At 69.5% G+C, this 19,112-nt stretch carries 16 protein-coding genes; 8 read left to right on the forward strand and 8 right to left on the reverse strand.

The annotated features are described in order from the left end of the window. A partial coding sequence (locus H9X80_RS06275) for a prepilin peptidase (protein ID WP_204793494.1) occupies window positions 1-397 on the reverse strand: 397 nt, incomplete at its 3' end. 226 nt (window positions 398-623) lie between these two features. Between H9X80_RS06275 and H9X80_RS06280 the strand changes: the two genes are divergently transcribed. From H9X80_RS06280 to epsC, 5 genes are all read left to right on the forward strand, one after another. Continuing rightward, entirely contained in the window at window positions 624-1,775 is a 1,152-nt protein-coding gene (locus H9X80_RS06280) for an acyltransferase family protein (protein WP_204793495.1), read from the forward strand. A gap of 175 nt (window positions 1,776-1,950) precedes the next feature. Next, window positions 1,951-3,129, forward strand: a complete 1,179-nt coding sequence (locus H9X80_RS06285) for a cation diffusion facilitator family transporter (RefSeq protein WP_204793496.1) — start codon at window positions 1,951-1,953, stop codon at window positions 3,127-3,129. Between the two features lie 124 nt (window positions 3,130-3,253). Then, entirely contained in the window at window positions 3,254-3,685 is a 432-nt protein-coding gene (pth2, locus tag H9X80_RS06290) for an aminoacyl-tRNA hydrolase (RefSeq protein WP_204793497.1), read from the forward strand. A gap of 439 nt (window positions 3,686-4,124) precedes the next feature. Continuing rightward, a complete protein-coding gene (cysK, locus tag H9X80_RS06295; protein WP_204793498.1) occupies window positions 4,125-5,039 on the forward strand; it encodes a cysteine synthase A in 915 nt (304 codons plus the stop codon). Beyond that, a complete protein-coding gene (gene epsC / locus H9X80_RS06300; RefSeq protein WP_239471723.1) occupies window positions 5,039-5,770 on the forward strand; it encodes a serine O-acetyltransferase EpsC in 732 nt (243 codons plus the stop codon). The genes cysK and epsC overlap by 1 nt, the downstream gene beginning before the upstream one ends. A gap of 97 nt (window positions 5,771-5,867) precedes the next feature. On the opposite strand, the gene H9X80_RS06305 is transcribed toward epsC, so the two are convergent. From H9X80_RS06305 to H9X80_RS06315, 3 genes are read right to left on the reverse strand one after another with little or no spacing between them, the layout of a single operon-like run. After that, window positions 5,868-6,344, reverse strand: a complete 477-nt coding sequence (locus H9X80_RS06305; protein WP_204793499.1) for a GNAT family N-acetyltransferase — start codon at window positions 6,342-6,344, stop codon at window positions 5,868-5,870. Beyond that, complete coding sequence (locus tag H9X80_RS06310; protein WP_204793500.1) at window positions 6,277-7,560, reverse strand: ATP-grasp domain-containing protein; 1,284 nt, start codon at window positions 7,558-7,560, stop codon at window positions 6,277-6,279. Before H9X80_RS06310 ends, H9X80_RS06305 begins: the two co-directional genes overlap by 68 nt. A 9-nt stretch (window positions 7,561-7,569) precedes the next feature. Continuing rightward, window positions 7,570-8,988, reverse strand: a complete 1,419-nt coding sequence (locus H9X80_RS06315; RefSeq protein WP_204793501.1) for an alpha/beta hydrolase-fold protein — start codon at window positions 8,986-8,988, stop codon at window positions 7,570-7,572. Between the two features lie 332 nt (window positions 8,989-9,320). On the opposite strand from H9X80_RS06315, the gene H9X80_RS06320 reads away from it, so the two are divergent. From H9X80_RS06320 to H9X80_RS06330, 3 genes are read left to right on the forward strand one after another with little or no spacing between them, the layout of a single operon-like run. After that, window positions 9,321-10,802 (forward strand): DUF1846 domain-containing protein, encoded by a 1,482-nt coding sequence (locus H9X80_RS06320; RefSeq protein ID WP_204793502.1) that lies wholly within the window; start codon window positions 9,321-9,323, stop codon window positions 10,800-10,802. Window positions 10,803-10,823: 21 nt separating this feature from the next. Then, window positions 10,824-11,678 carry a Cof-type HAD-IIB family hydrolase gene (locus H9X80_RS06325; RefSeq protein ID WP_204793503.1) on the forward strand — a complete coding sequence of 285 codons (855 nt, stop codon included), beginning with the start codon at window positions 10,824-10,826 and terminating at the stop codon, window positions 11,676-11,678. Further along, complete coding sequence (locus H9X80_RS06330) at window positions 11,675-12,682, forward strand: asparaginase (protein WP_204793504.1); 1,008 nt, start codon at window positions 11,675-11,677, stop codon at window positions 12,680-12,682. Before H9X80_RS06325 ends, H9X80_RS06330 begins: the two co-directional genes overlap by 4 nt. 225 nt (window positions 12,683-12,907) lie before the next feature. Here H9X80_RS06330 and H9X80_RS06335 read toward each other — a convergent pair whose 3' ends face one another. The 4 genes from H9X80_RS06335 to ettA form a co-directional block, all read right to left on the reverse strand. Next, window positions 12,908-14,701, reverse strand: a complete 1,794-nt coding sequence (locus H9X80_RS06335) for a hypothetical protein (RefSeq protein ID WP_204793505.1) — start codon at window positions 14,699-14,701, stop codon at window positions 12,908-12,910. After that, window positions 14,702-15,577: an ABC transporter ATP-binding protein gene (locus H9X80_RS06340; protein WP_204793506.1), complete on the reverse strand. Its 876-nt coding sequence runs from the start codon at window positions 15,575-15,577 to the stop codon at window positions 14,702-14,704. Between the two features lie 229 nt (window positions 15,578-15,806). Further along, window positions 15,807-16,772, reverse strand: a complete 966-nt coding sequence (locus tag H9X80_RS06345) for an L-lactate dehydrogenase (protein ID WP_204793507.1) — start codon at window positions 16,770-16,772, stop codon at window positions 15,807-15,809. Window positions 16,773-17,317: 545 nt separating this feature from the next. Continuing rightward, on the reverse strand, window positions 17,318-18,997 hold the full coding sequence (gene ettA, locus H9X80_RS06350; RefSeq protein WP_204793508.1) for an energy-dependent translational throttle protein EttA: 1,680 nt from the start codon (window positions 18,995-18,997) through the stop codon (window positions 17,318-17,320). Between the last annotated feature and the right edge of the window lie 115 nt (window positions 18,998-19,112).

The following is a 19,112-nucleotide window of genomic DNA, read 5'->3' on the forward strand; positions in this document are numbered from 1 at the left end:
ACCCAAGGACGCCCAGCGCGCACGACAGCGCCACCACGGCCAGCCCGCCAGCCGGCCCCGCCCAGACGCCGAGGGCCGCAAGCAGCTTGACGTCCCCGCCGCCGACGCCCGGCTCGCCGCTCCGCCGGGCCGACGCCCACGCCGCCGCAAGCATCACGACAAGGACCACCGCCGCGCCGAGCGCCGCCTCCCCCGCCACGGCGAGCCCGCCGCCTGCCGCCGCGCCCAGTGCCGCGCGCACCGCGCCGGCAGCCGCGACCGCGGCCACGCAGCCGTTGGGCACCACGCGCCGTGCCACGTCCGTCGCAGCCGCCACCACAAGCGCGGCGACAAGAACCACGAGGCAGGCGACCTCCGCCACCGCGCAGGCCGCGCTCGTCCACTCCACGTCCCCCATCGCGCCCCGTCCCCCGGCACCGAAGCGAGCCCTCCCGTGCCCAGGATTCTACGGTCCCCGATGACGGCGAAGGCGCCCGCCCAGACGCCCCCGCCCTCGAAACAACCTGCCTCACCTGCAGAAGTACGGTGATGGCCCCGCCTCGGAAGATTCGTGGAAGGTTCGCAGGCGGTCTATACTTGGAGGCCAGCGGCGCGCGGAGCGCCGCGCCCGACGAGAGGACCGCATGAGCAACCCCGTACCCAGCACCCCCGGGCCCGCCGCGCGCGAGGCAGGGCAGACGGCCCAGCCCCCGCGTCGACACGCCGCGCGCAACCCCCGCATCGAGGCCCTGCGTCTCGTCGCCATCGTCGGCATCGCGGTCTTCCACACCTTTCAGGACCCCTTTGCCGCCGCCACGTCCGGCGCCTGGGCCCCCGGCGCCCCGGCGCTTCTCGCCCTCAGCTGCGTGAGCCTGCTCGGCGCCTACGGCAACCACGTCTTCTTCCTCATATCCGGCTTCTTCCTCGTGCCTCGCGCCGCCGCCCGCGCCCACGACGCCACCTACTGGCGCGACCAGGCGCACGCCACCGTCCGGCGCGCGCTGCCCATCCTCGCCACCGTGGCCCTCTATGCGCTTGTGGCCCTGGCCGTGGACGCGTGGGTGCTGCCCATCGAGTCGGTGGGGCTCAACCGCACCGGCTGGCTCGTCGGCGGCCTGCAGTTCATCTGGGTCTACCTCGCCGTCGTGGTGGTGACGCCCGTCATCGGCTGGGTCTGGGCACGCGTGAGCCGCCCGCGCGCCGTTGTGGCGGCGCTCGTCGTCGTGGTCTTTGCGGTCAACGCCTACATCGCCTTTGTCTCCCCCGGCGGCGAAGAACGCGGGCTACTCGAGTGGCGCAAGCTCATGAGCGCCGTGAGCTACCTCGTCGCCTTTCTCGCCGGCGGCGCGCTTGCCGAGAAGGGCCTCCCCCGCCCGCTCCTCCTGCTCGGCGTCTGCGGGGCGCTCGCCCTGCTTGCCGAGGGCGCGGCGGCGCTTTCCGGCAACCTCGCCCTGATGGACGCGCTCTCCTTCAAGTCCACATCGCTGCTCTCGTTTGCGCTCGCCGTGTGCTCGCTCGCCGTGGCGGCGCGCCCGGCGACGGGCGGACACCCGCGCGCGGCGGCCCTCGCCTGCTGGCTCACGCCCTCGATCCTGGGCTTCTACGTGGCGCAGTCCATGTTCTCTCAGGTCTGGCACCCCGCCGCCGAGCAGCTCATGACCGCGGCGGGCCAGGCGGCGGGCGCCGCCGGGGCGCTTGGCGCGGGCGCGGCGGCAAGCGTGGCCCTTCTCGCCGTGGTCCTTCTCGCCGACCGGGTGGTGCGGGTGCCGGTCCTGCGAGCCCTGCGCCTCGCATAGGGGCGGGCCACGAGGCGGGACCGCCGCACACGGGCCCGTCACGTAGGCAGCGTTGCCCCGAGCGTCCGGCACGCGGCCGCTGCCCGCAGGGGCTCGCGTGCTTTCTGAGCAGCCGCGTCACGCGCGTCAGGAGGGGTATATACTTCTGACGTTTTGCGTTGAGGGAGGCTCCAAGATGACAGAGTGGATCGTAAGGACGTTCGTGCCACGTGCGGACGAGGTGACGGACCCTGCCGTGCGCACGCGCTACGGCCTCGTGGCCAGCATCACCTGCATCGTCTGCAACGTCGTGCTGTGTGCGGCAAAGGGCGCAGTGGGGCTTCTGGCCGGCTCGGTCTCAATTGTGGCCGACGCCGTGAACAACCTCTCCGACGCGGCGAGCAACATCGTGAGCCTGCTGGGGTTCAAGCTGGCGAGCCGCCCCGCGGACGCCAACCACCCCTACGGCCACGGCCGCTTCGAGTACCTGGCCGGGCTCGTGGTGGCCGCGCTCGTGCTGGCCATCGGCCTCAACCTGACCTGGTCCTCCATCCAGAAGATCCTCGCGCCCGAGCCGGTCGAGTTCTCCGCCGCCCTCGTGGTGGTGCTGGTCCTGTCCATCCTGGTGAAGCTGTGGATGTCCGCCTTCAACCGCTCGCTGGGGCGCCGCATCTCCTCCGACACGCTGCAGGCCACCTCGATCGACTCGCGCAACGACGTCATCGCCACCACCGCCGTCCTGCTCTGCACGATCTTCTCCAGCCTCACGCACCTTGACCTGGACGGCTGGGCAGGCACGGCCGTGGGCGCGTTCATCATCTGGAGCGGCGTGGGGCTCGTGCACGACACCGTGAGCCCGCTTCTGGGCCAGGCGCCGAGCCCCGAGCTCGTGGACCACATCCGCTCCAAGATCATGAGCTACCCCGGCGTGCTCGGCACGCACGACCTCATGGTGCACGACTACGGCCCCGGCCGCCAGTTTGCAAGCGCCCACGTGGAGATGGCCGCCGAGGCCGACCCCATGGAGAGCCACGACCTCATCGACAACATCGAGCAGGACTTCAAGGAGAAGGACGGTCTCATCGTCACCCTGCACTACGATCCCATCGTCACCGACGACCCCAAGGTCAACGACATGCGCAATTGGATCAACCAGGCCGTGAAGCAGATCGACGAGCGCCTGACGATCCACGACCTGCGCACGGTGCCCGGCCCCACGCACACCAACGTGATCTTTGACTGCGTGCGCCCGCACGACCTCGCGATGGGCAACGACGAGCTGCGCCGCCGCGTCTCCGAGCTCGTATGCGAGCGCTACCCGCGCTGCATCTGCAAGATCACGATCGACGAGAGCTACGTTTCGTCGAAGCAGTAGGCGGCGCGCGGCGGGCGGGCGTCTTCACCGCGCGGCGGACGGGCGTTTTTGCGTCCCCGCCCGCGCAGCCCACGTCGTCCGACCAATCCCGCACGACCCGTCCCGGCCCCCGGAAGGAGCCCACATGCCCGGCAGTTACAAGTCCAAGCAGATGATCGTCATGCGCCGCGACCTCAAGATGCGCAAGGGCAAGATCGCCGCGCAGGCCGGCCACGCGTGCGTGGAGGCCACGCTCATGGCCATCGTGCGCGAGGGCCGCGGGGACGCGCTGCGCGCCGCGGACGGCTGGGCCTGGATCGAGCACGCCGAGGGCGACTCCACCCCGCTCACCGACTGGTTCGACGCCGGCGTGGCCAAGGTCTGCGTCTACGTGGACTCCGAGGAGGAGCTGCTCGACCTCGCCGAGCGCGGCCGCGAGCTCGGCTTTGCCGTGGCGCTTGTGCGCGACGCCGGCCGCACGGAGTTCCACGGCGAGCCCACCTACACCTGCCTCGCCTTCGAGCCGCTCCCCGCCGAGAAGATCGACCCGCTGACCGGCGACCTCCCGCTGTACTAGCGTCGGGCGCGCTGCCGGACGTTCTTCTCGCCTGTGCGCTGTCGTAGTTCGCGCTTTGTCACGCTTTTGCTGTTTGAAGCGTGACTATGAGCGAGTTGTCACTTACCACCTCGCGCGAAGTCACACCTCCACTACTTGAAACGTGACTTTGAACGAGTTGCTGCACCCCGGCTCGCGCTTTGTCACGCTTTCATCGCCTGGAACGTGACTTTCAGCGAGCCGCCGCTTGTTGCCTCGCGCTTTGTCACGTTTTCGTCGCTTGAAGCGTGACTATGAGCGAGTCATCGTCCACCACCTCGCGCAAAGTCACGCTTTTGGCGAGAAGAACGTGACTCAGCGCGAGCCCCGCACCCGCGCCAATGTTTCCGCTCCGTAATTCCTACTTGTGAGGTGGGTTTATACGTGAGACGCTAGGGCCACTCAGACAAAGGAGGGGACCATGCGCGTAGCACGTACCGTTGAGGCGCTCATCGGCTCGACGCCGCTCGTTGACCTGACCCGTCTGACCGGGGGCTCCGATGCCACCGTGCTCGGCAAGCTGGAGTCGGCCAACCCCGGCGGGTCCGCCAAGGACCGCGTGGCCCGCGCGATGGTCGACGACGCCGAGCGCGCCGGCCGGCTCGCCCCGGGCGGCACCATCATCGAGCCCACCAGCGGAAACACCGGCGTGGGCCTCGCCATGGTCGCCGCGGCGCGCGGCTACCGCCTCATCCTCACGATGCCCGACACCATGAGCGTGGAGCGCCGCCGGCTCGCCGAGGCCTATGGCGCGCAGGTTGAGCTCACGCCGGGCGCGGAGGGCATGGCCGGCGCGGTGGCGCGGGCCGAGGAGCTCGCCGCCACGACGCCCAACTCGATTATCGCCGGACAGTTCGACAACCCCGCCAACCCGCGCGCCCACTACGAGACCACGGGCCCTGAGATCTGGGCGGACACCGAGGGCAGCGTGGACGCCATCGTGGCGGGCGTGGGCACGGGCGGCACCATCACCGGCTGCGCGCGTTACCTCAAGGAGCGTCGCCCGGAGCTGCTGGCCGTGGCGGTGGAGCCCGCGGAGTCCCAGGTGCTCGCAGGCGGCGCGGCGGGACCGCACGCCATCCAGGGCATCGGCGCCAACTTCGTCCCTGGCAACTTCGACCGCTCCGTGGTGGACGAGATCATGCCCGTGACCTCGGTGGACGCCATCGCGGTCAAGCGTCGGCTCGGGCATGAGCTGGGTCTGCTCGTGGGCATCTCGTCCGGGGCCGCGGTGGCTGCCGCGCTTGCGCTGGCGGCGCGACCGGAGCTTGCCGGAAAGACCGTCGTCGCCGTGCTGCCGGACACCGGCGAGCGCTACCTCTCCATGGACGCCTGATGGCTGGCGAGAAGAACATGCAGGCGGCGATCGCCACGGCGGGCGGCGGCACGGCGGGCGGCGTCGCGGCCGCGGCAGACGCGCCCCGCGACACAGCTGGCGCCACGCGGAGGGCCGCATCCGGCGGTGCCACGGACGCTCCCACCCTGCGCCAGCTCATGCGCGAGGACGCCGAGGCCGCCTTCCGGCGCGATCCCTCGGCCGACTCCGTCTCCGACATCATGCGCTTCTCGGTGGGCGCCCGGATCGTGCGCGCGTATCGCCGCCAGCACTGGCTCTACCAGCACGGCCACCGCACGCTGGCGCTCTGGCTCGCCAAGCGCACGCGCATCAAATTCGGCGCGGACATCCATCCGGCGGCCACGATCGGCCGGCGCTTCGTGATCGACCACGGCATCGGCGTCGTCATCGGCGGCACCGCGATCATCGGAGACGACTGCCTGATCTACCAGGGCGTCACTCTGGGCATGACCGGCAAGCACGGCGGCAAGCGCCATCCCACGCTCGGAAACGACGTCATGGTGGGCGCCGGCTCCATCGTGCTCGGCGCCATCACCGTGGGCGACGGCGCGCGCGTCGGCGCCGGGTCCGTGGTGGTACGCGACGTCCCGCCCCACGTCACCGTCGTGGGCAACCCCGCGCAGGTGGTCCGCACGCGCTCCTGCCCGCTCGTCGGCGACGTGGTCTGCCTCACCGACCGTGCGGGCGAGACCTGGATCGAGGAGACCTAGGCCGGCGTGGCGTTGCCAGCGCATCGTTGCCGGCGCGACGTTGCCACCACGCCGCACTTCTCGCCGGCCGGGGCGTGGGGCTTGTCCCGTGCTACCCCTAGAGCACCTGCTCGAGGCAGGTCTTCTGCACGCTCATACCCATCGCGTCGTAGAAGGCGCGGGCGCCGGGGTTGCACTCCCAGACGTTGAGCGTCACGTTGTGGCAGCCGATCTCGCGCGCGTACCCGAGCACGTGGCGGTAGAGCGCAGTGGCGACGCCCTGGTGGCGGCACGCCTCGTCGACGCAGATGTCGTCGATGTAGAGGCTCAGGATCGGCTGCATGTTGTTGCTCGCGCGAAGGTCCTGCAGCTCGCAGAAGGCGTGGCCGAGCACGCGGTCGCCGTCGGCCTCGTCGACGGCCACGAAGACCGGGCGCTCGTCGTCGGCAAAGATGCCAAGAAGCTCCTCGTCGGTGTACTTGCGCGTGCCGCTGCGGAAGAGGTCGGGGCGCCCCGCGGCGTGGACCTCAAGCACCTGCCCCAGCAGACGGTCCACTCCCGCCAGGTCCTTCTCGCGCGCCCTCCTGATCTGCATCGCGCTCACGCTCCCTCTGGTGGACAAACGCCACGAACTCGTCGGCCTCGGCCTGCGTGAGCAGGCGAGCCGTGTACTGATAGTTTCCCATGTCGTCCGAGAGCGCGTCCGGCACGCGCCCGCAGGCGACGATCTTGGTGCCCCAGCGCGCCATCACCTCATCGTGGCCGTGCGCGTATCGGTGTGCGTCCCGGCGGGCGGCGTAGACGCAGAAGGCGTCCGTCCCGCCCGGCTCCTGGCGGTTCTCGTCAAAGCAGACCATGTCGGCCCAGATCTGGTACACGTTGGTGGCGTGCGCGTAGTTCATCATCTCGGGCGAGGTCCCGCCGGGCGGGCGCACGTTGACCTCCAGGCCCACGTAGTCGCCGGCGCTCCCGAGGCCCGCGCGGTCGTGCGCCAGGCGGAAGAACTCCATGTGCACGAAGCGGCTCGTAAGGCCGAAGGCCCGCGCGCAGGCGCGCCCGGCGCGGGAGAGCGCCGGGTCGACCGTGGGGCAGGAGCGGTACGTCAGGTCGAGCCCCTCGTGCACCACGTCGGCCATCGACGGCGGGAACTCCTCCTGGTTCTCAAAGAGGGGCTCCCCGTGGCTGTCCAGGATCGCGTCCCAGGAGCAGATGTCCCCCTCCACGTACTGCTCGATGACGTAGGGGACGGGCTCTTCCCCCTCGGGACCGTGCACGGCGAGAAGGTCGCGCAGGTCGTCGTCGGTCCGGAGCAGCCGCGTGCCCCCGGCGCCGACGCCCACCTCGGGCTTGGCGAAGACCGGGAAGTGGCCCATCTCGCCGATGAACCAGCGCGTCTCGTCAAAGGTGGTGAGACGGGTCTGGCGCGGCGCGGGCACGCCGGCCGCGGCGTAGAGCGGCTTCTGGGCCGCCTTGCTCTGCCAGCGCGCAATCTCGTCCGGGCGCGGGCCGTGCGCGAGGTTGAAGTCCTCGCGCAGGCGGGCGTCCTGGGCGAGCCAGTGCTCGTTGTTCGACTCGATCCAGTCCGGCTTGCCCCAGCGGTACGAGAAGTACGCGACGGCCCGGTAGACCTGGTCGTAGTCGGAGAGGTCATGGACCCAGTAGTACTCGTCGAGCGAGTCCCGCACACGGCCGGGAAGGGCGTCCCACGGCGTGTCCCCGACGCCCAGGGCATGCGCTCCGTTGCGGCGTAGGGCCGCGCAGAACTGCCAGTAGACGTCGGGGAACTGCGGTGAGACAAAGATGACGTTCATGTGCCCGCGTTACTTCTTGGCGCTCGTGCCGCCCTTTGCGGTCTTGGGGGCCGAAGTCTTGGGCGCCGAGGCGGCGGGCTTAGCGGCGGCCTTCTTGGCGACGGGCTCGGCGGCCGCAGCCGGCTTGGCAGCGGCCTTCTTGGCGGCCGGCTTCTTGGCGGCGGGCTTGGCCTCGGGCTCGGCCGTCGCAGCCTTGGCAGCGGGCTTGGCAGGCGCGGCCTTGGTCGTGGCCTTGGCGGCAGGCTTCTCGGCGGCCTTGGCAGGCGCGGCGGCCATGGTCGCCTTTGCCGGGGCGGCCGGCTTCTCGGCCTTGGCGGGGACGGACGCCTTCACGGCCTTGGCCGGCGCCGCGGGCTTCTCGGCCTTGGCGATGGTCGCAGGCGCGGCGGCCGGCTTCTCGGCCTTGGCGGCCGGGGCCTTCTTGGCCGGCGCGGCCTTCGGGGCGGCGGGCTTGGCAGCCGTCGCCTTCTTGGCAGCGGTCTTCGGAGCCGGGGCGGCCTTCTCGTCCTTCTCGGCAGCCTTCGAGGCAGCGGCCTTCGTCGCGGCAGCCTTAGCCGCCGGCTTCTCAGCGACCTTCTCGTCCTTCTCGGCAGCGGCCTTCGTCGTCTTCGTCGCGGCGGCCTTGGTCGTCGTAGCCTTCTTGCGCGTGGCGCGCTTCTTGGCCGGCTTCTCGGCCGCGGTGGTCTTCTCGACGTCCGCGAGCACGATCGGCATGAAGTAGCGCAGCTGCTTCTTCCACCAGTACCAGGTGTGCGTCACGTCAGCTCCCCAGTAGTCGCACCAGTTGTCGACGCCCAGGCGGTCGAGGTCGGCGCCGATCTCACGCGTGGAGCGCAGGCTGTCGGCCTCGGAGGCCTCCTGGCCGGTGCAGAAGAGCAGCTGGCGCTGGCGGTAGACGGCCACGTAGGGGTGGTCGAGCGGCATCTGCGGCAGGAAGGCGCAGGGGGTGTTGTCGTAGAGGGTGGCGTCCATCCAGTCGCCGAAGTAGCGGCGCGCGTCGTAGCTGCCGGACAGGCACACGCAGCCCTGGAAGAGGTCCGGGCGGCGCAGCGCCACGATGGCGGCGTGGGTGGCGCCCATGTCGGCACCGAGCGCCAGCGGGCGGGCATCGGACTTGCTCACCTGGTGGACCAGCGGGACGAGCTCGTCGACCACGTAGTGGTAGAAGGTCTCCTGGCGCTGGGCGCGCTCGGCGGGGTCGGCGTCGGAGGCCCAGGACTCGGCGTCGATGGTCTCGGTGACGAAGATCTGGATGGCGCCGTCAAGGTAGTCGGCGAGCTCGTCGATGACGCCCGCCTCCTCGACGCTCTCCGGCGAGGCGGCCAGCGTCGGGAACATCACGACGGGCAGCCCCTTCTTGCCGTACACGTTGACGTGCATCTCCCTGCCCAGAATGGCGCTCGAGCACACGACGTTCTTCTTGTCCATTTGATCCCCCAAGGTCCTTCCTAGGTTCTCTTCCCCGAACATGCATCAGCCATCATATCGCTTCTGCCCTCGGCCCGTGTATTCCCTGCGTAAGGGAGATACGAGACCGAAACGCTTTGCCCCGCACCCGGCCAGAGGAACCCCACTGCCACGCCCCGCACGGCGAGAAGAACCTGCCGCAGCCGCTCCCCGCCGGAGTCGCTCCCCGAGGTTCTTCTCGCCGGATGCGCAGGGACGGGGCAGCGTCGTGGAGGGGGCAGGTTGTGGACGGGGCCAGGACGCCGCGCGTGGTACGCTTTCAGCCTACGTCACGGCACGGAAAGGACTGCGCCATGCGCATCGGGTTCGACAACGACACGTACATCTCGCTGCAGGCCGAGCGCATCCGGGAGCGCATCGGGCAGTTTGGCGGCAAGCTCTACCTGGAGTTCGGCGGCAAGCTCTTTGACGACTACCACGCGAGCCGCGTGCTGCCGGGCTTTGCGCCGGACGCCAAGATCTCCATGCTCGAGAGCCTGGCCGACGACGTCGAGGCCATCATCGTCATCAACGCTGACAACATCGAGAACGCCAAGCGGCGCTCGGACATCGGCATCACCTACGAGGAGGACGCGCTTCGCCTGATGGACGCCTTCCGCGCACGCGGGCTCCTCGTGGGCGGCGTCTGCGTCACGCACTACACCGGCCAGCCGCACGCCGAGGCGTTCTGCCGGCGCCTGGAGGCCATGGGCGTGCGCTTCTGGCGCCACTACCTCATCGACGGGTACCCCTCCGACGTGAGCCACGTCGTCTCCGACGAGGGCTTCGGGAGGAACGACTACATCGAGACGAGCCGACCGCTCGTGGTGGTGACGGCGCCGGGCCCGGGCTCGGGCAAGCTCGCGACCTGCCTCAGCCAGCTCTACCACGAGCACAAGCGCGGTGTGGCGGCCGGCTACGCCAAGTACGAGACGTTCCCGGTGTGGAACCTGCCGCTCAGGCACCCCGTGAACGTGGCCTACGAGGCGGCCACGGCCGACCTCGACGACCGCAACGTCATCGACCCGTGGCACCTCGAGGCCTACGGCGAGGTCACCGTCAACTACAACCGCGACGTGGAGACCTTCCCCGTGCTCAAGGCCATGATGGAGCGGATCGCCGGGGAGAGCCCCTACCAGTCCCCCACCGACATGGGCGTCAACATGGTGGGGCTGTGCATCTCCGACGACGAGGTCTGCCGCGACGCGGCAAGAAACGAGATCGTGCGCCGCTGGTTCGCCCAGGCCGAGGAGCTGCGCCGCACCGGCGAGGGCGCCGAGGCGCTCGCCAAGATCGAGCTGCTCATGAGCCAGGTGGAGGTCACGCCCGACCTCTCGCCCGCGCACCGCGCCGCCCTGGAGAAGGAGGAGGCCACCGGGGAGCCCGCGGCGGCGATGGTGCTTCCCGACGGCTCGCTCGTGACCGGAAAGACCTCCGAGCTCATGGGTGCCGCCGCGTCGCTCCTGCTCAACGCGGCCAAGCGCGTGGCAGGCATCGACAAGGGGACCTACGTGGTGAGCGAGGAGGCCCTCGAGCCGATCTGCCGCCTCAAGACCCAGCACCTGCGCAGCCAGAACCCGCGCCTGCACTCCGACGAGATGCTCATCGCGCTCTCGCTCTCCTCGGCCACAAACCCCGAGGCGGGCCGCACGGTCGACTCCCTCGACGCCCTCGCCGGCTGCGACGCCTACTTCTCGGTCATCATCTCGGAGGCAGACAAGAGCACCTACCGCAACCTCGGCATCAACGTCTGCTGCGAGCCCAAGTACGAGCGCCACGGCTACTACCACCGATAACGAGAGGCGTGGAGGAAACGCATGGAATACCAGCTCATCGCACTTGACATGGACGGCACGCTTCTCGACAGCAAGAAGCGCGTGCTGCCCTCCTCGACCGCGGCCATCGACGAGGCCGTGGCGGCGGGCAAGGTCGTGGCCATCAGCTCGGGCCGCTGCCCGGAGATGATAAAGATGGACCGCGCGGCCTTCCCCCAGGTTCGCTATGCCATCTGCGGCAGCGGCTCCGCCATCTACGACTTCCAGGAGCAGCGCCTGCTCAGGGAGTCCACGCTCGACCACGCGCTGCTCGAGACGGCACTTGCCGCCTGCTCCGGCGAGGACTACCTCAGCGAGGCGTTCTCCGGCACGGGCTTCTTCTTCGCCTCGGACATGGTCGAGCGCATGCCACACTACTTCATGGGCATCTACCAGACCCTCTACGGCTCCATGGGAACGCCGTGCGCCGACTTTTCCGAGCGCCTGCATGACCCGGCGTTCCCCGTCCAGAAGTTCAACCTGCACTTCGGTTCCCCCGAGGCGCGCGACCGCGTGTACGAGAGGCTTGCCGGCGCGCCCCTGGAGCTCGCCTACATGGACGAGGCGAGCCTCGAGCTCTCCCCCATCGGCGTCAACAAGGGCTCGGGGGTCCTGGCCCTCGCCGAGCTGCTCGGCATCCCGCGCGAGGCGACCGTCGCCGTGGGCGACTCCGACAACGACCTCCCCATGCTGCGCGAGGTCGGCCTTGGGGTGGCCATGGGCAACGCCAACGAAAACGCCCGCGCCGTCGCGGCCGTGCAGGTGGCCGACAACGACCACGACGGCGTCGCGGAGGCCATCCACCGCTTCCTGCTGGGCGGGGAGGGCGTGAGCGACGAGGGGGGCCTCCGCGCATGAAGCGCATCCTGATGATCGCCACCGGCGGCACCATCGCCTCGACCGAGGACGGCTCCGGCCTTGCCCCCACCATGACCGGCCGCGAGCTCGCACGGCAGGTCCCGCTGCTTGACACCCTCTGCGAGCTGGACTTCGTTCAGCCGATGAACATCGACAGCACCAACATGCGCCCGGACGACTGGCTGCGCGTGGCCCACGTGGTGCGCACGTCCTATGACGACCACGACGGCTTCGTCGTCCTGCACGGCACCGACACGATGGCCTACACCGCCGCCGCCCTCTCCTACCTGGTGCAGGACAGCGAGAAGCCCATCGTGCTCACCGGCTCCCAGCAGCCGATGGCCAACCCCTTCACCGACGCCAAGCTCAACCTCTACCAGAGCGTCCTCTACGCCTGCGACGACGCCTCCCGCGACGTCTCCGTGGTCTTTGGAGGCAAGGTCATCTGCGGCACCCGCGCCCGCAAGCAGCGCACCATGAGCTTCAATGCGTTCACCAGCATGAACTACCCGTCGCTCGCCTACCTGCGCGGGGACCGCGTGGTCCGCCCGGCAGGCACGGTCGGCGCCGGCGAGAAGGACGGGCGGCCCCCGCGCTTCTTCGACTCCCTGGACGAGCGCGTCATCGTGCTCAAGCTCACCCCCGAGCTCGGCCCGGAGATCTTCGGGCTCCTGCGCGACGCCTACGACGCGGTGATCCTGGAGACCTTCGGGATCGGCGGCATCCCCGACTACGACGGCGCCTTCCAGCGCGCGATTTTTGACTGGGTGGGGTCCGGCCGCACGCTCGTGGTGACCACGCAGGTCCCCGAGGAGGGGCTCGACCTCGGCATCTACGAGGTCGGGCGCGCCTACGCCAACAAGGAGGGCATCCTGCGGGGCGACGACATGACCACCGAGGCGCTCGTGGCCAAGACGATGTGGGTCCTCGGCCAGACCCGCGACCCCGCCGAGGTGGCGCGGCTGTTCTACGAGCCCGTCAACCACGACCGCGTGCCGCGCTAAGGGCGGGCGGAACGCGGGGCGCGGTACCGCCGGCGCTCGAGCCTCCGCAGGGTACGTACACCCCGCTTTAGGGTACGTACACTCCCCGCCGTCCTTCTCGCCGGGCCGCCCGACGTTTCCGCAGGTAATCGAGGTGGCGAGAAGGACGCTGGGGTTGCGGCGGTGTACGTACCCTCGGGACGGGTGTACGTACCCTACGGGGACGGCCTGCGCCGTTCGCCGAGCCTAGCGCTCGAGCCGGGAGAGGTGGCGGGCGCAGGGGCCGAGGAGCCACCACACGAGCCCGGCGCACTCCAGGGCAAAGAGGGCCAGCGCCAGGACGAGGGCGAGCAGGGGGTCGAGCGCGCCCCACAGGCAGCCAGCGAGCAGCGCCAGGGCGGGAAGCGCCATCGACACCACGCCCACGATGAGGCCCGCGAACACGATGAGCGTGGCGGCACCGCCCTTGACGAGCTGCGCCTCGCTCTCCCAGTCGAGCCGGGGGAAGAGCGCGCCGACGCCCAGGGAGAGCAGCCCGAGCGCCGCCGTTGCACCCAGGTAGACCAGCACGAGGCAGGTCCCCGAGACGGCCGGTACCCCCAGCACCACAAGCGCCGCCACCACGAGCACGAGCATCGGGACCGTGGAGAGCAGATACGGCGAGACGAACTTGGCAAGCAGGTAGGCGCCCCAGTCCATGGGCAGCGCGCGCAGGAAGAAGAAGTCGCTCCCGTCGCGGCTCACGCCCATCGTGAAGGAGTACGACGAGAAGCCCAGCAGCAGCGAGAATCCGAGCACGCCGACGGCGCACCACAGGAGCGCGGCGCTTCCGGGCGTGAACGTGGCCGTGACGCCGCGCACCATCTCAAGGAGCAGGGGCAGCGAGATGCCGGCCTGCTCCACCTCGGAGAGGGCGAGGACAGAGCTGGCCACCGCGATGACCACGAAGTAGAGCGGCATGAGCAGCGAGCTCAGGACGAACTGGTTGAAGAACACCGGCACGCGCACCATCGTCTTCCAGTCGCGGCTGAGGTTGGCCGCCAGCTGTCCGCGTACGGAGGTGGCGCGGGCGAGCTCGGCGCCCTCCACGCGCCGGCCGCGCTTGGAGCCGGCGCCCTGGAGCGCCTGGACGCCCTCGAAGTACCAGCGGCGGGCGAGCGCGGAGAGCACGGCCGCGTAGAGCGCCACCGACGCGACCATCAGGACGAGGCCGACCGTCGCGCCAAGCGCGTCTCCCTCGAGCAGCTGGCGCATGAAGAGGGTCGGCGGGCAGAGCACGCCCATCACGACCGTCGGGACGCCCCCGGAGAGCAGCTCGTCGGCGCCGGCAGCCAGGCTCACGAGGCCGTCGCCGCGCAGCGCGAACTGGCTGCCCAGGCCGACGGCCAGCGCAAGGACCACGATGAGCGCCCCGAAGACGCGCGAGAAGCGGTCCTTGTCGTGCGCGAGGCGCGAGAAGCGCATGATGGGCACGCACACGATCACCAGGGCCAGGTTCACGGCGACAGCACAGAGCACGTAGGCCACCACGGAGAGGACCCACGCCGGCCAGGGCGCGCCCCACGCAAGGAGGCACCCGAGGGGAATCGGCGCGAGGATGAGGTCACCGAGCACGGAGAGGGCCAGGAAGTGCACGAGCTTGGCCCACATGATCGTCGTGGCCGAGATGGGAAGCGTCAGATAGTAGCCGAGGTCGCGGACGAAGTAGAGGACGTTCACCGCCTGGTAGAGGCCCGTCAGCACCGTGAGCGAGACCAGACAGACAACCGAGAGGCTCTGCGCGACGTACGGCTGGACGCCCACCGCCCCCATCCCGAGGCCCATCACGAAGAACACCGCAGCAAGGATCAGGAACAGGAAGGCCATCGCGACACGGCGCAGGCCGCCGCCCACCCTGCCGGCAAGGCCGCGGGGCGTGGTCGCGTCGTCGCCGCCGAGGCCCATGCCGGTGTTGTCGGAGTGCTGCTCGCCCTTGCGAATCACGCGCAGCATCACGCGGAACTGACGCCAGGAGAACGCCTGGCCTACCATGGCCGTCATCTAGCGCACCTCCGGCGGCTCGGGCGCGCCGGCGGCGTCGCGCTTCTCGCCAGCGTCGTTCTTCTCGGCAGCGTCGTTCTTCTCGCCAGCGCCGTCCTGCCCGGCGCCGTCCTGCCCGCCGCCCCGCTCGGAAGCCGAGGCAAACGGGGAGTTGTCTGAGGTGAGCTCGAGGAACATCTCCTCGAGCGACGCGTTGGCGCGGAAGTGCTCGCGCAGCTCGTCGACCGTGCCCACGAAGAGCAGCTCGCCGTGGGCGATCACGCCCACGCGGTCCACGACCTTCTCGGCCACGTCGAGGACGTGGGTGGAGAAGAGCACCGTCTTGCCGGAGTCCGCGTGGCGGCGCATGGACTGCTTGAGCAGCCAGGACGCCTTGGGGTCGAGGCCGGTCATCGGCTCGTCGAGGATCCAGACGGCCGGGTCGGGCAGCAGGGCGCCCATGATCATCATCTTCTGGCGCATGCCGTGGGAGTAGGACTGAATCTGGTTGTCGAGCTCCCCCTCCATGCCGTACTCGCGCGCGAGCTCGGCGATGCGCGGCCCGCGCACCTCGGCGGGGACCTCGTAGACGTCCGCGATGAAGCGCAGGAACTCGTGGCCCTTGAGGCGCAGCAGGTGGTCGGGCGAGTCGCCCACGTAGCAGAGGTTGCGCTTTGCCGCGAGGGGGTCGCGCGCCACGTCCACGCCCTCGAGCTCGATGGTGCCCGAGGTGGGTGCGAGCACGCCGGCAAGCATATTGAGCAGCGTGGACTTGCCCGCCCCGTTGGGGCCGAGCAGGCCGAAGATCTCTCCGTTCTTGATCTCGAGGCTGAGGTCGCGCACCGCGAGGGTGGCGCCGCCGTCGTAGGACTTGCTCACGTGGTCGATCCGAATCATGGGTCTCCTGTCGTCAGGCCTGCGATGCGCGCCCCATTCTACACAGGGAGAACCCCCCCCCCAAGACTTTGGTTGCGCTTGTGCAAGGGTACGGGACGGTTTGCGGGACGGCCGGCGCTGGGCGGCCGGCAAGGGGGCAGCTGGCACGGAGCAGCCGCCCCACGTGGCAGAAAAAACGGGCCCGCCGCGCCAGCTTGCGCGCGACGGGCCCGGGCGTTCGTGCGAGCCGCTACTCGGCGGGAAGGGCCTTCTCGCAGTAGTCGCGAATAATCGAGCAGGACTTGCGCATCGCGCGACGCTCGTCGTAGGAGAGGTCGATCTCCAGGACGGCGTCGACGCCCGTGTCGCCGATGATGCACGGCACGCCGGCGGAGATGCCGGACTCGCCATACTCGCCGTCGAGGTGGGCGGAGAGCGGCACCACGCGCTTCTCGTTGTGCAGAATCGCGGTCACGAGCGTGGCCACGATCGAGGCGATGCCGAACTCGGTGCAGCCCTTGCCGGCGATGATCGCGGCGCCGGACTCGCGGACGCGGCGCATGACGTCATCGAAGTCGATGGAGTCCACCACGTCGTCACGCAGCGAGAGGTACTCGCGCAGGCCGATGCCCTCCACGGAGATGCGCGAAGTGGGGATGAACATGGAGTCGCCGTGCTCGCCCATGCAGAACGCCTGGATCTGGCGGCTGCCCACGTCGATGGTCTCGGAGAGGACGCGGCGCAGGCGCGCGGAGTCGAGTGCGGTGCCGGTGCCAAAGACCTGGTTGCGCGGCAGGTCGAGCTTGCGATAGAGGTACTCGACCACGATGTCGGCCGGGTTGGAGACGCTGATGAGGATGCCGTGGAAGCCGGATTCCTTGAGCGGCCCGATGATGCCGTCGAGCACCTTGATGGTGCCGTCGAGCATCTGGAGGCGCGTCTCGCCGGGGCGGCGGCTGCGGCCGGCGGTGAGGATCACGAAGTGGGCGTCCTTGCAGTCCGAGTAGTCGCCCACGCGGATGGTGAACGAGTCGCCGAGGCCGGAGGCCAGGTCGTCGAGGTCGAGCGCCTGGGCGCGCGCGGCCTCCTGGCTGACGTCGAGAAAGACGATCTCGTTGACGAGGTGCTGGAACATGAGGCAGAGCGCCACGTGGCTGCCCACGCGGCCCGCGCCGATGATGACTGCCTTGCGGGTCCTGATGTCTTCTCCGTGCATGCTGGCTTCTCTCCTATCGTCATGGCGCGGCGCGCCGTCCTCACAGGTGAGTGCCCTTCTCGGGTGCCCTCATTCTAACGTCTTGTGAACGTTTTGTGCTCGCCAGATGTCGAGTTCGTTGCGAGACGACGCAGCTCGTGCGAGACGACGCAACTCGCCAGGCTTGGCCTCGTGCGAAGTCACGTTACTTGCCGCGAAAGCGTGACTTCAAGCGAGTCGGCGATCGACAGCTCGTTCAAGGTCACGCTTTCTGCCACGGAAGCGTGACTTCAAGCGAGCTCACAATCAGCAACTCACTCAATGTCACGTTTCCTGACCTCAGAGCGTGACTTCGCGCGAGCCGGCGAGAAGAACCTCGTTCAAAGTCACGTTTTCTCTTGGCAAAGCGTGACTTCGAACGAGCTCGCAGCCGACAACTCGCTCAAAGTCACGCTCCAAGCCGCCAGAGCGTGACTTCGCGCGAGGTTGCATGAACGGCACGCCGCACGTCACAGGCACGCCACACGCCGCAGGCGCGCCAGAGGAGCGCCAAGGGCCGCGCAGGCCTAGTCGCGCGTGAGCTTGCGGTGCAGACGGTGCGGGCGCGAGGCCTCCGCGCCGAGGCGCTTCTCGCGGTCGGCCTGGTAGGCCTCGAAGTTGCCTTCGAACCAGTACCAGCGGCCGGGGTTCTCGTCGTCGCCCTCCCAGGCCAGAATGTGGGTGGCCACGCGGTCGAGGAACCAGCGGTCGTGGGAGATCACCACAGAGCAGCCCGGGAACTCCTCGAGCGCCTCCTCCAGGCTCTCGAGCGTCTCCACGTCGAGGTCGTTGGTGGGCTCGTCCAGCAGCAGGAGGTTTCCGCCCTGCTTGAGCGTGAGCGCCAGGTTCAGGCGGTTGCGCTCGCCGCCGGAGAGCACGCCCGCGCGCTTCTGCTGGTCCCCACCCTTGAAACCGAAGGCCGCCACGTAGGCGCGGCTCGGAATCTCGGTCTCGCCCACGCGGATGTAGTCGTTGCCGTCGGAGACGACCTCCCAGAGGGTCTTGTCCGCGTCGATGCCCTCGCGCATCTGGTCAACGTAGGAGAGCTTGACGGTCTCCCCCACCGAGAGCGTGCCGGACGTGGGCTCCTCCTGGCCCACGATCATCTTGAAGAGAGTGGACTTGCCCACGCCGTTGGGGCCGATCACGCCCACGATGCCGTTGCGCGGCAGGCTGAAGGAGAGGTCGTCGATGAGCACGCGGTCGCCGAAGCTCTTGCAGAGGTGCTCGGCCTCGAGCACCTTGGCGCCCAGGCGCGGGCCCACTGGGATGTGAATGTCGGTGAAGTCCACGCGCTTGCTGGCGCGGGCCTCGGCCTCCATCTGCTCGTAGCGCTCCAGGCGCGCGCGGTTCTTGGCCTGGCGGGCCTTGGGGCTCGAACGCACCCACGCGAGCTCGGCCTTCATCTTCTTGGCGCGGCGCGCGTCCTGCTGGCTCTGGGCCTCCAGGCGCGCGGCCTTCTTCTCCAGGTAGGTGGAGTAGTTGCCCTCGTAGGGGTAGAGCTGGCCGCGGTCGACCTCGCAGATCCACTCGGCCACGTCATCGAGGAAGTAGCGGTCGTGCGTGACGGCCATGACGGCGCCGGGGTAGCGATGGAGGAACTGCTCCAGCCAGAGCACGCTCTCGGCGTCCAGGTGGTTGGTGGGCTCGTCCAAAAGCAGCAGGTCGGGCGCCTCAAGCAGCAGGCGGCACAGGGCCACGCGACGGCGCTCGCCGCCGGAGAGGATGGAGACGGGCGCGTCCGGGTCCGGGCACTGCAGGGCGTCCATGGCCTGCGAGAGCTGAGAGTCCAGGTCCCAGCCGTTGGCGGCGTCGATCTCGTCCTGGAGCTGGCCCATCTCGGCCATGAGGGCGTCGAAGTCCGCGTCCGGGTCCGCCATCGCGGCGCTCACCTCGTTGAAGCGCTCGATCTTGGCCAGGACGTCGCCGAAGGCCTGCTCGATGTTCTCGCGGACGGTCTTGTCCTCGTCGAGCGGCGGCTCCTGCTGGAGGATGCCCACCGTGTAGCCGGGGCTGAGACGCGCCTCGCCGTTGGAGACGTCCTCGAGGCCGGCCATGACCTTGAGCAGCGTGGACTTGCCCGCACCGTTGGGGCCCACCACGCCGATCTTGGCGCCGGGGTAGACGCCCACCGTGACGTCGTCCAGGATGACCTTGTCGTGCACGGCCTTGCGGGCCCGGTTGAACATGTAGACGAACTCTGCCATGGGGTTTCTCGCCTCTCTGTGCGGGGCTTGGCGGCGCGCGGGTGCATGCCGGCGCCCGGATTGACGAGCCCATCTTACAGGAGGGGCTCACGCCGACGCCGTTCTTCTCGCCGGC

It is taken from the genome of Olsenella profusa, from assembly GCF_016900315.1.
In the GTDB taxonomy this organism is placed as follows: domain Bacteria; phylum Actinomycetota; class Coriobacteriia; order Coriobacteriales; family Atopobiaceae; genus Thermophilibacter; species Thermophilibacter profusus_A.

Coding starts and splice junctions, on each gene's coding strand:
- H9X80_RS06280 (WP_204793495.1), top strand. CDS start 624: ATGAGCAACCCCGTACCCAGCACCCCCGGGCCCGCCGCGCGCGAGGCA.
- H9X80_RS06285 (WP_204793496.1), top strand. CDS start 1,951: ATGACAGAGTGGATCGTAAGGACGTTCGTGCCACGTGCGGACGAGGTG.
- pth2 (WP_204793497.1), top strand. CDS start 3,254: ATGCCCGGCAGTTACAAGTCCAAGCAGATGATCGTCATGCGCCGCGAC.
- cysK (WP_204793498.1), top strand. CDS start 4,125: ATGCGCGTAGCACGTACCGTTGAGGCGCTCATCGGCTCGACGCCGCTC.
- epsC (WP_239471723.1), top strand. CDS start 5,039: ATGGCTGGCGAGAAGAACATGCAGGCGGCGATCGCCACGGCGGGCGGC.
- H9X80_RS06305 (WP_204793499.1), bottom strand. CDS start 6,344: ATGCAGATCAGGAGGGCGCGCGAGAAGGACCTGGCGGGAGTGGACCGT.
- H9X80_RS06310 (WP_204793500.1), bottom strand. CDS start 7,560: ATGAACGTCATCTTTGTCTCACCGCAGTTCCCCGACGTCTACTGGCAG.
- H9X80_RS06315 (WP_204793501.1), bottom strand. CDS start 8,988: ATGGACAAGAAGAACGTCGTGTGCTCGAGCGCCATTCTGGGCAGGGAG.
- H9X80_RS06320 (WP_204793502.1), top strand. CDS start 9,321: ATGCGCATCGGGTTCGACAACGACACGTACATCTCGCTGCAGGCCGAG.
- H9X80_RS06325 (WP_204793503.1), top strand. CDS start 10,824: ATGGAATACCAGCTCATCGCACTTGACATGGACGGCACGCTTCTCGAC.
- H9X80_RS06330 (WP_204793504.1), top strand. CDS start 11,675: ATGAAGCGCATCCTGATGATCGCCACCGGCGGCACCATCGCCTCGACC.
- H9X80_RS06335 (WP_204793505.1), bottom strand. CDS start 14,701: ATGACGGCCATGGTAGGCCAGGCGTTCTCCTGGCGTCAGTTCCGCGTG.
- H9X80_RS06340 (WP_204793506.1), bottom strand. CDS start 15,577: ATGATTCGGATCGACCACGTGAGCAAGTCCTACGACGGCGGCGCCACC.
- H9X80_RS06345 (WP_204793507.1), bottom strand. CDS start 16,772: ATGCACGGAGAAGACATCAGGACCCGCAAGGCAGTCATCATCGGCGCG.
- ettA (WP_204793508.1), bottom strand. CDS start 18,997: ATGGCAGAGTTCGTCTACATGTTCAACCGGGCCCGCAAGGCCGTGCAC.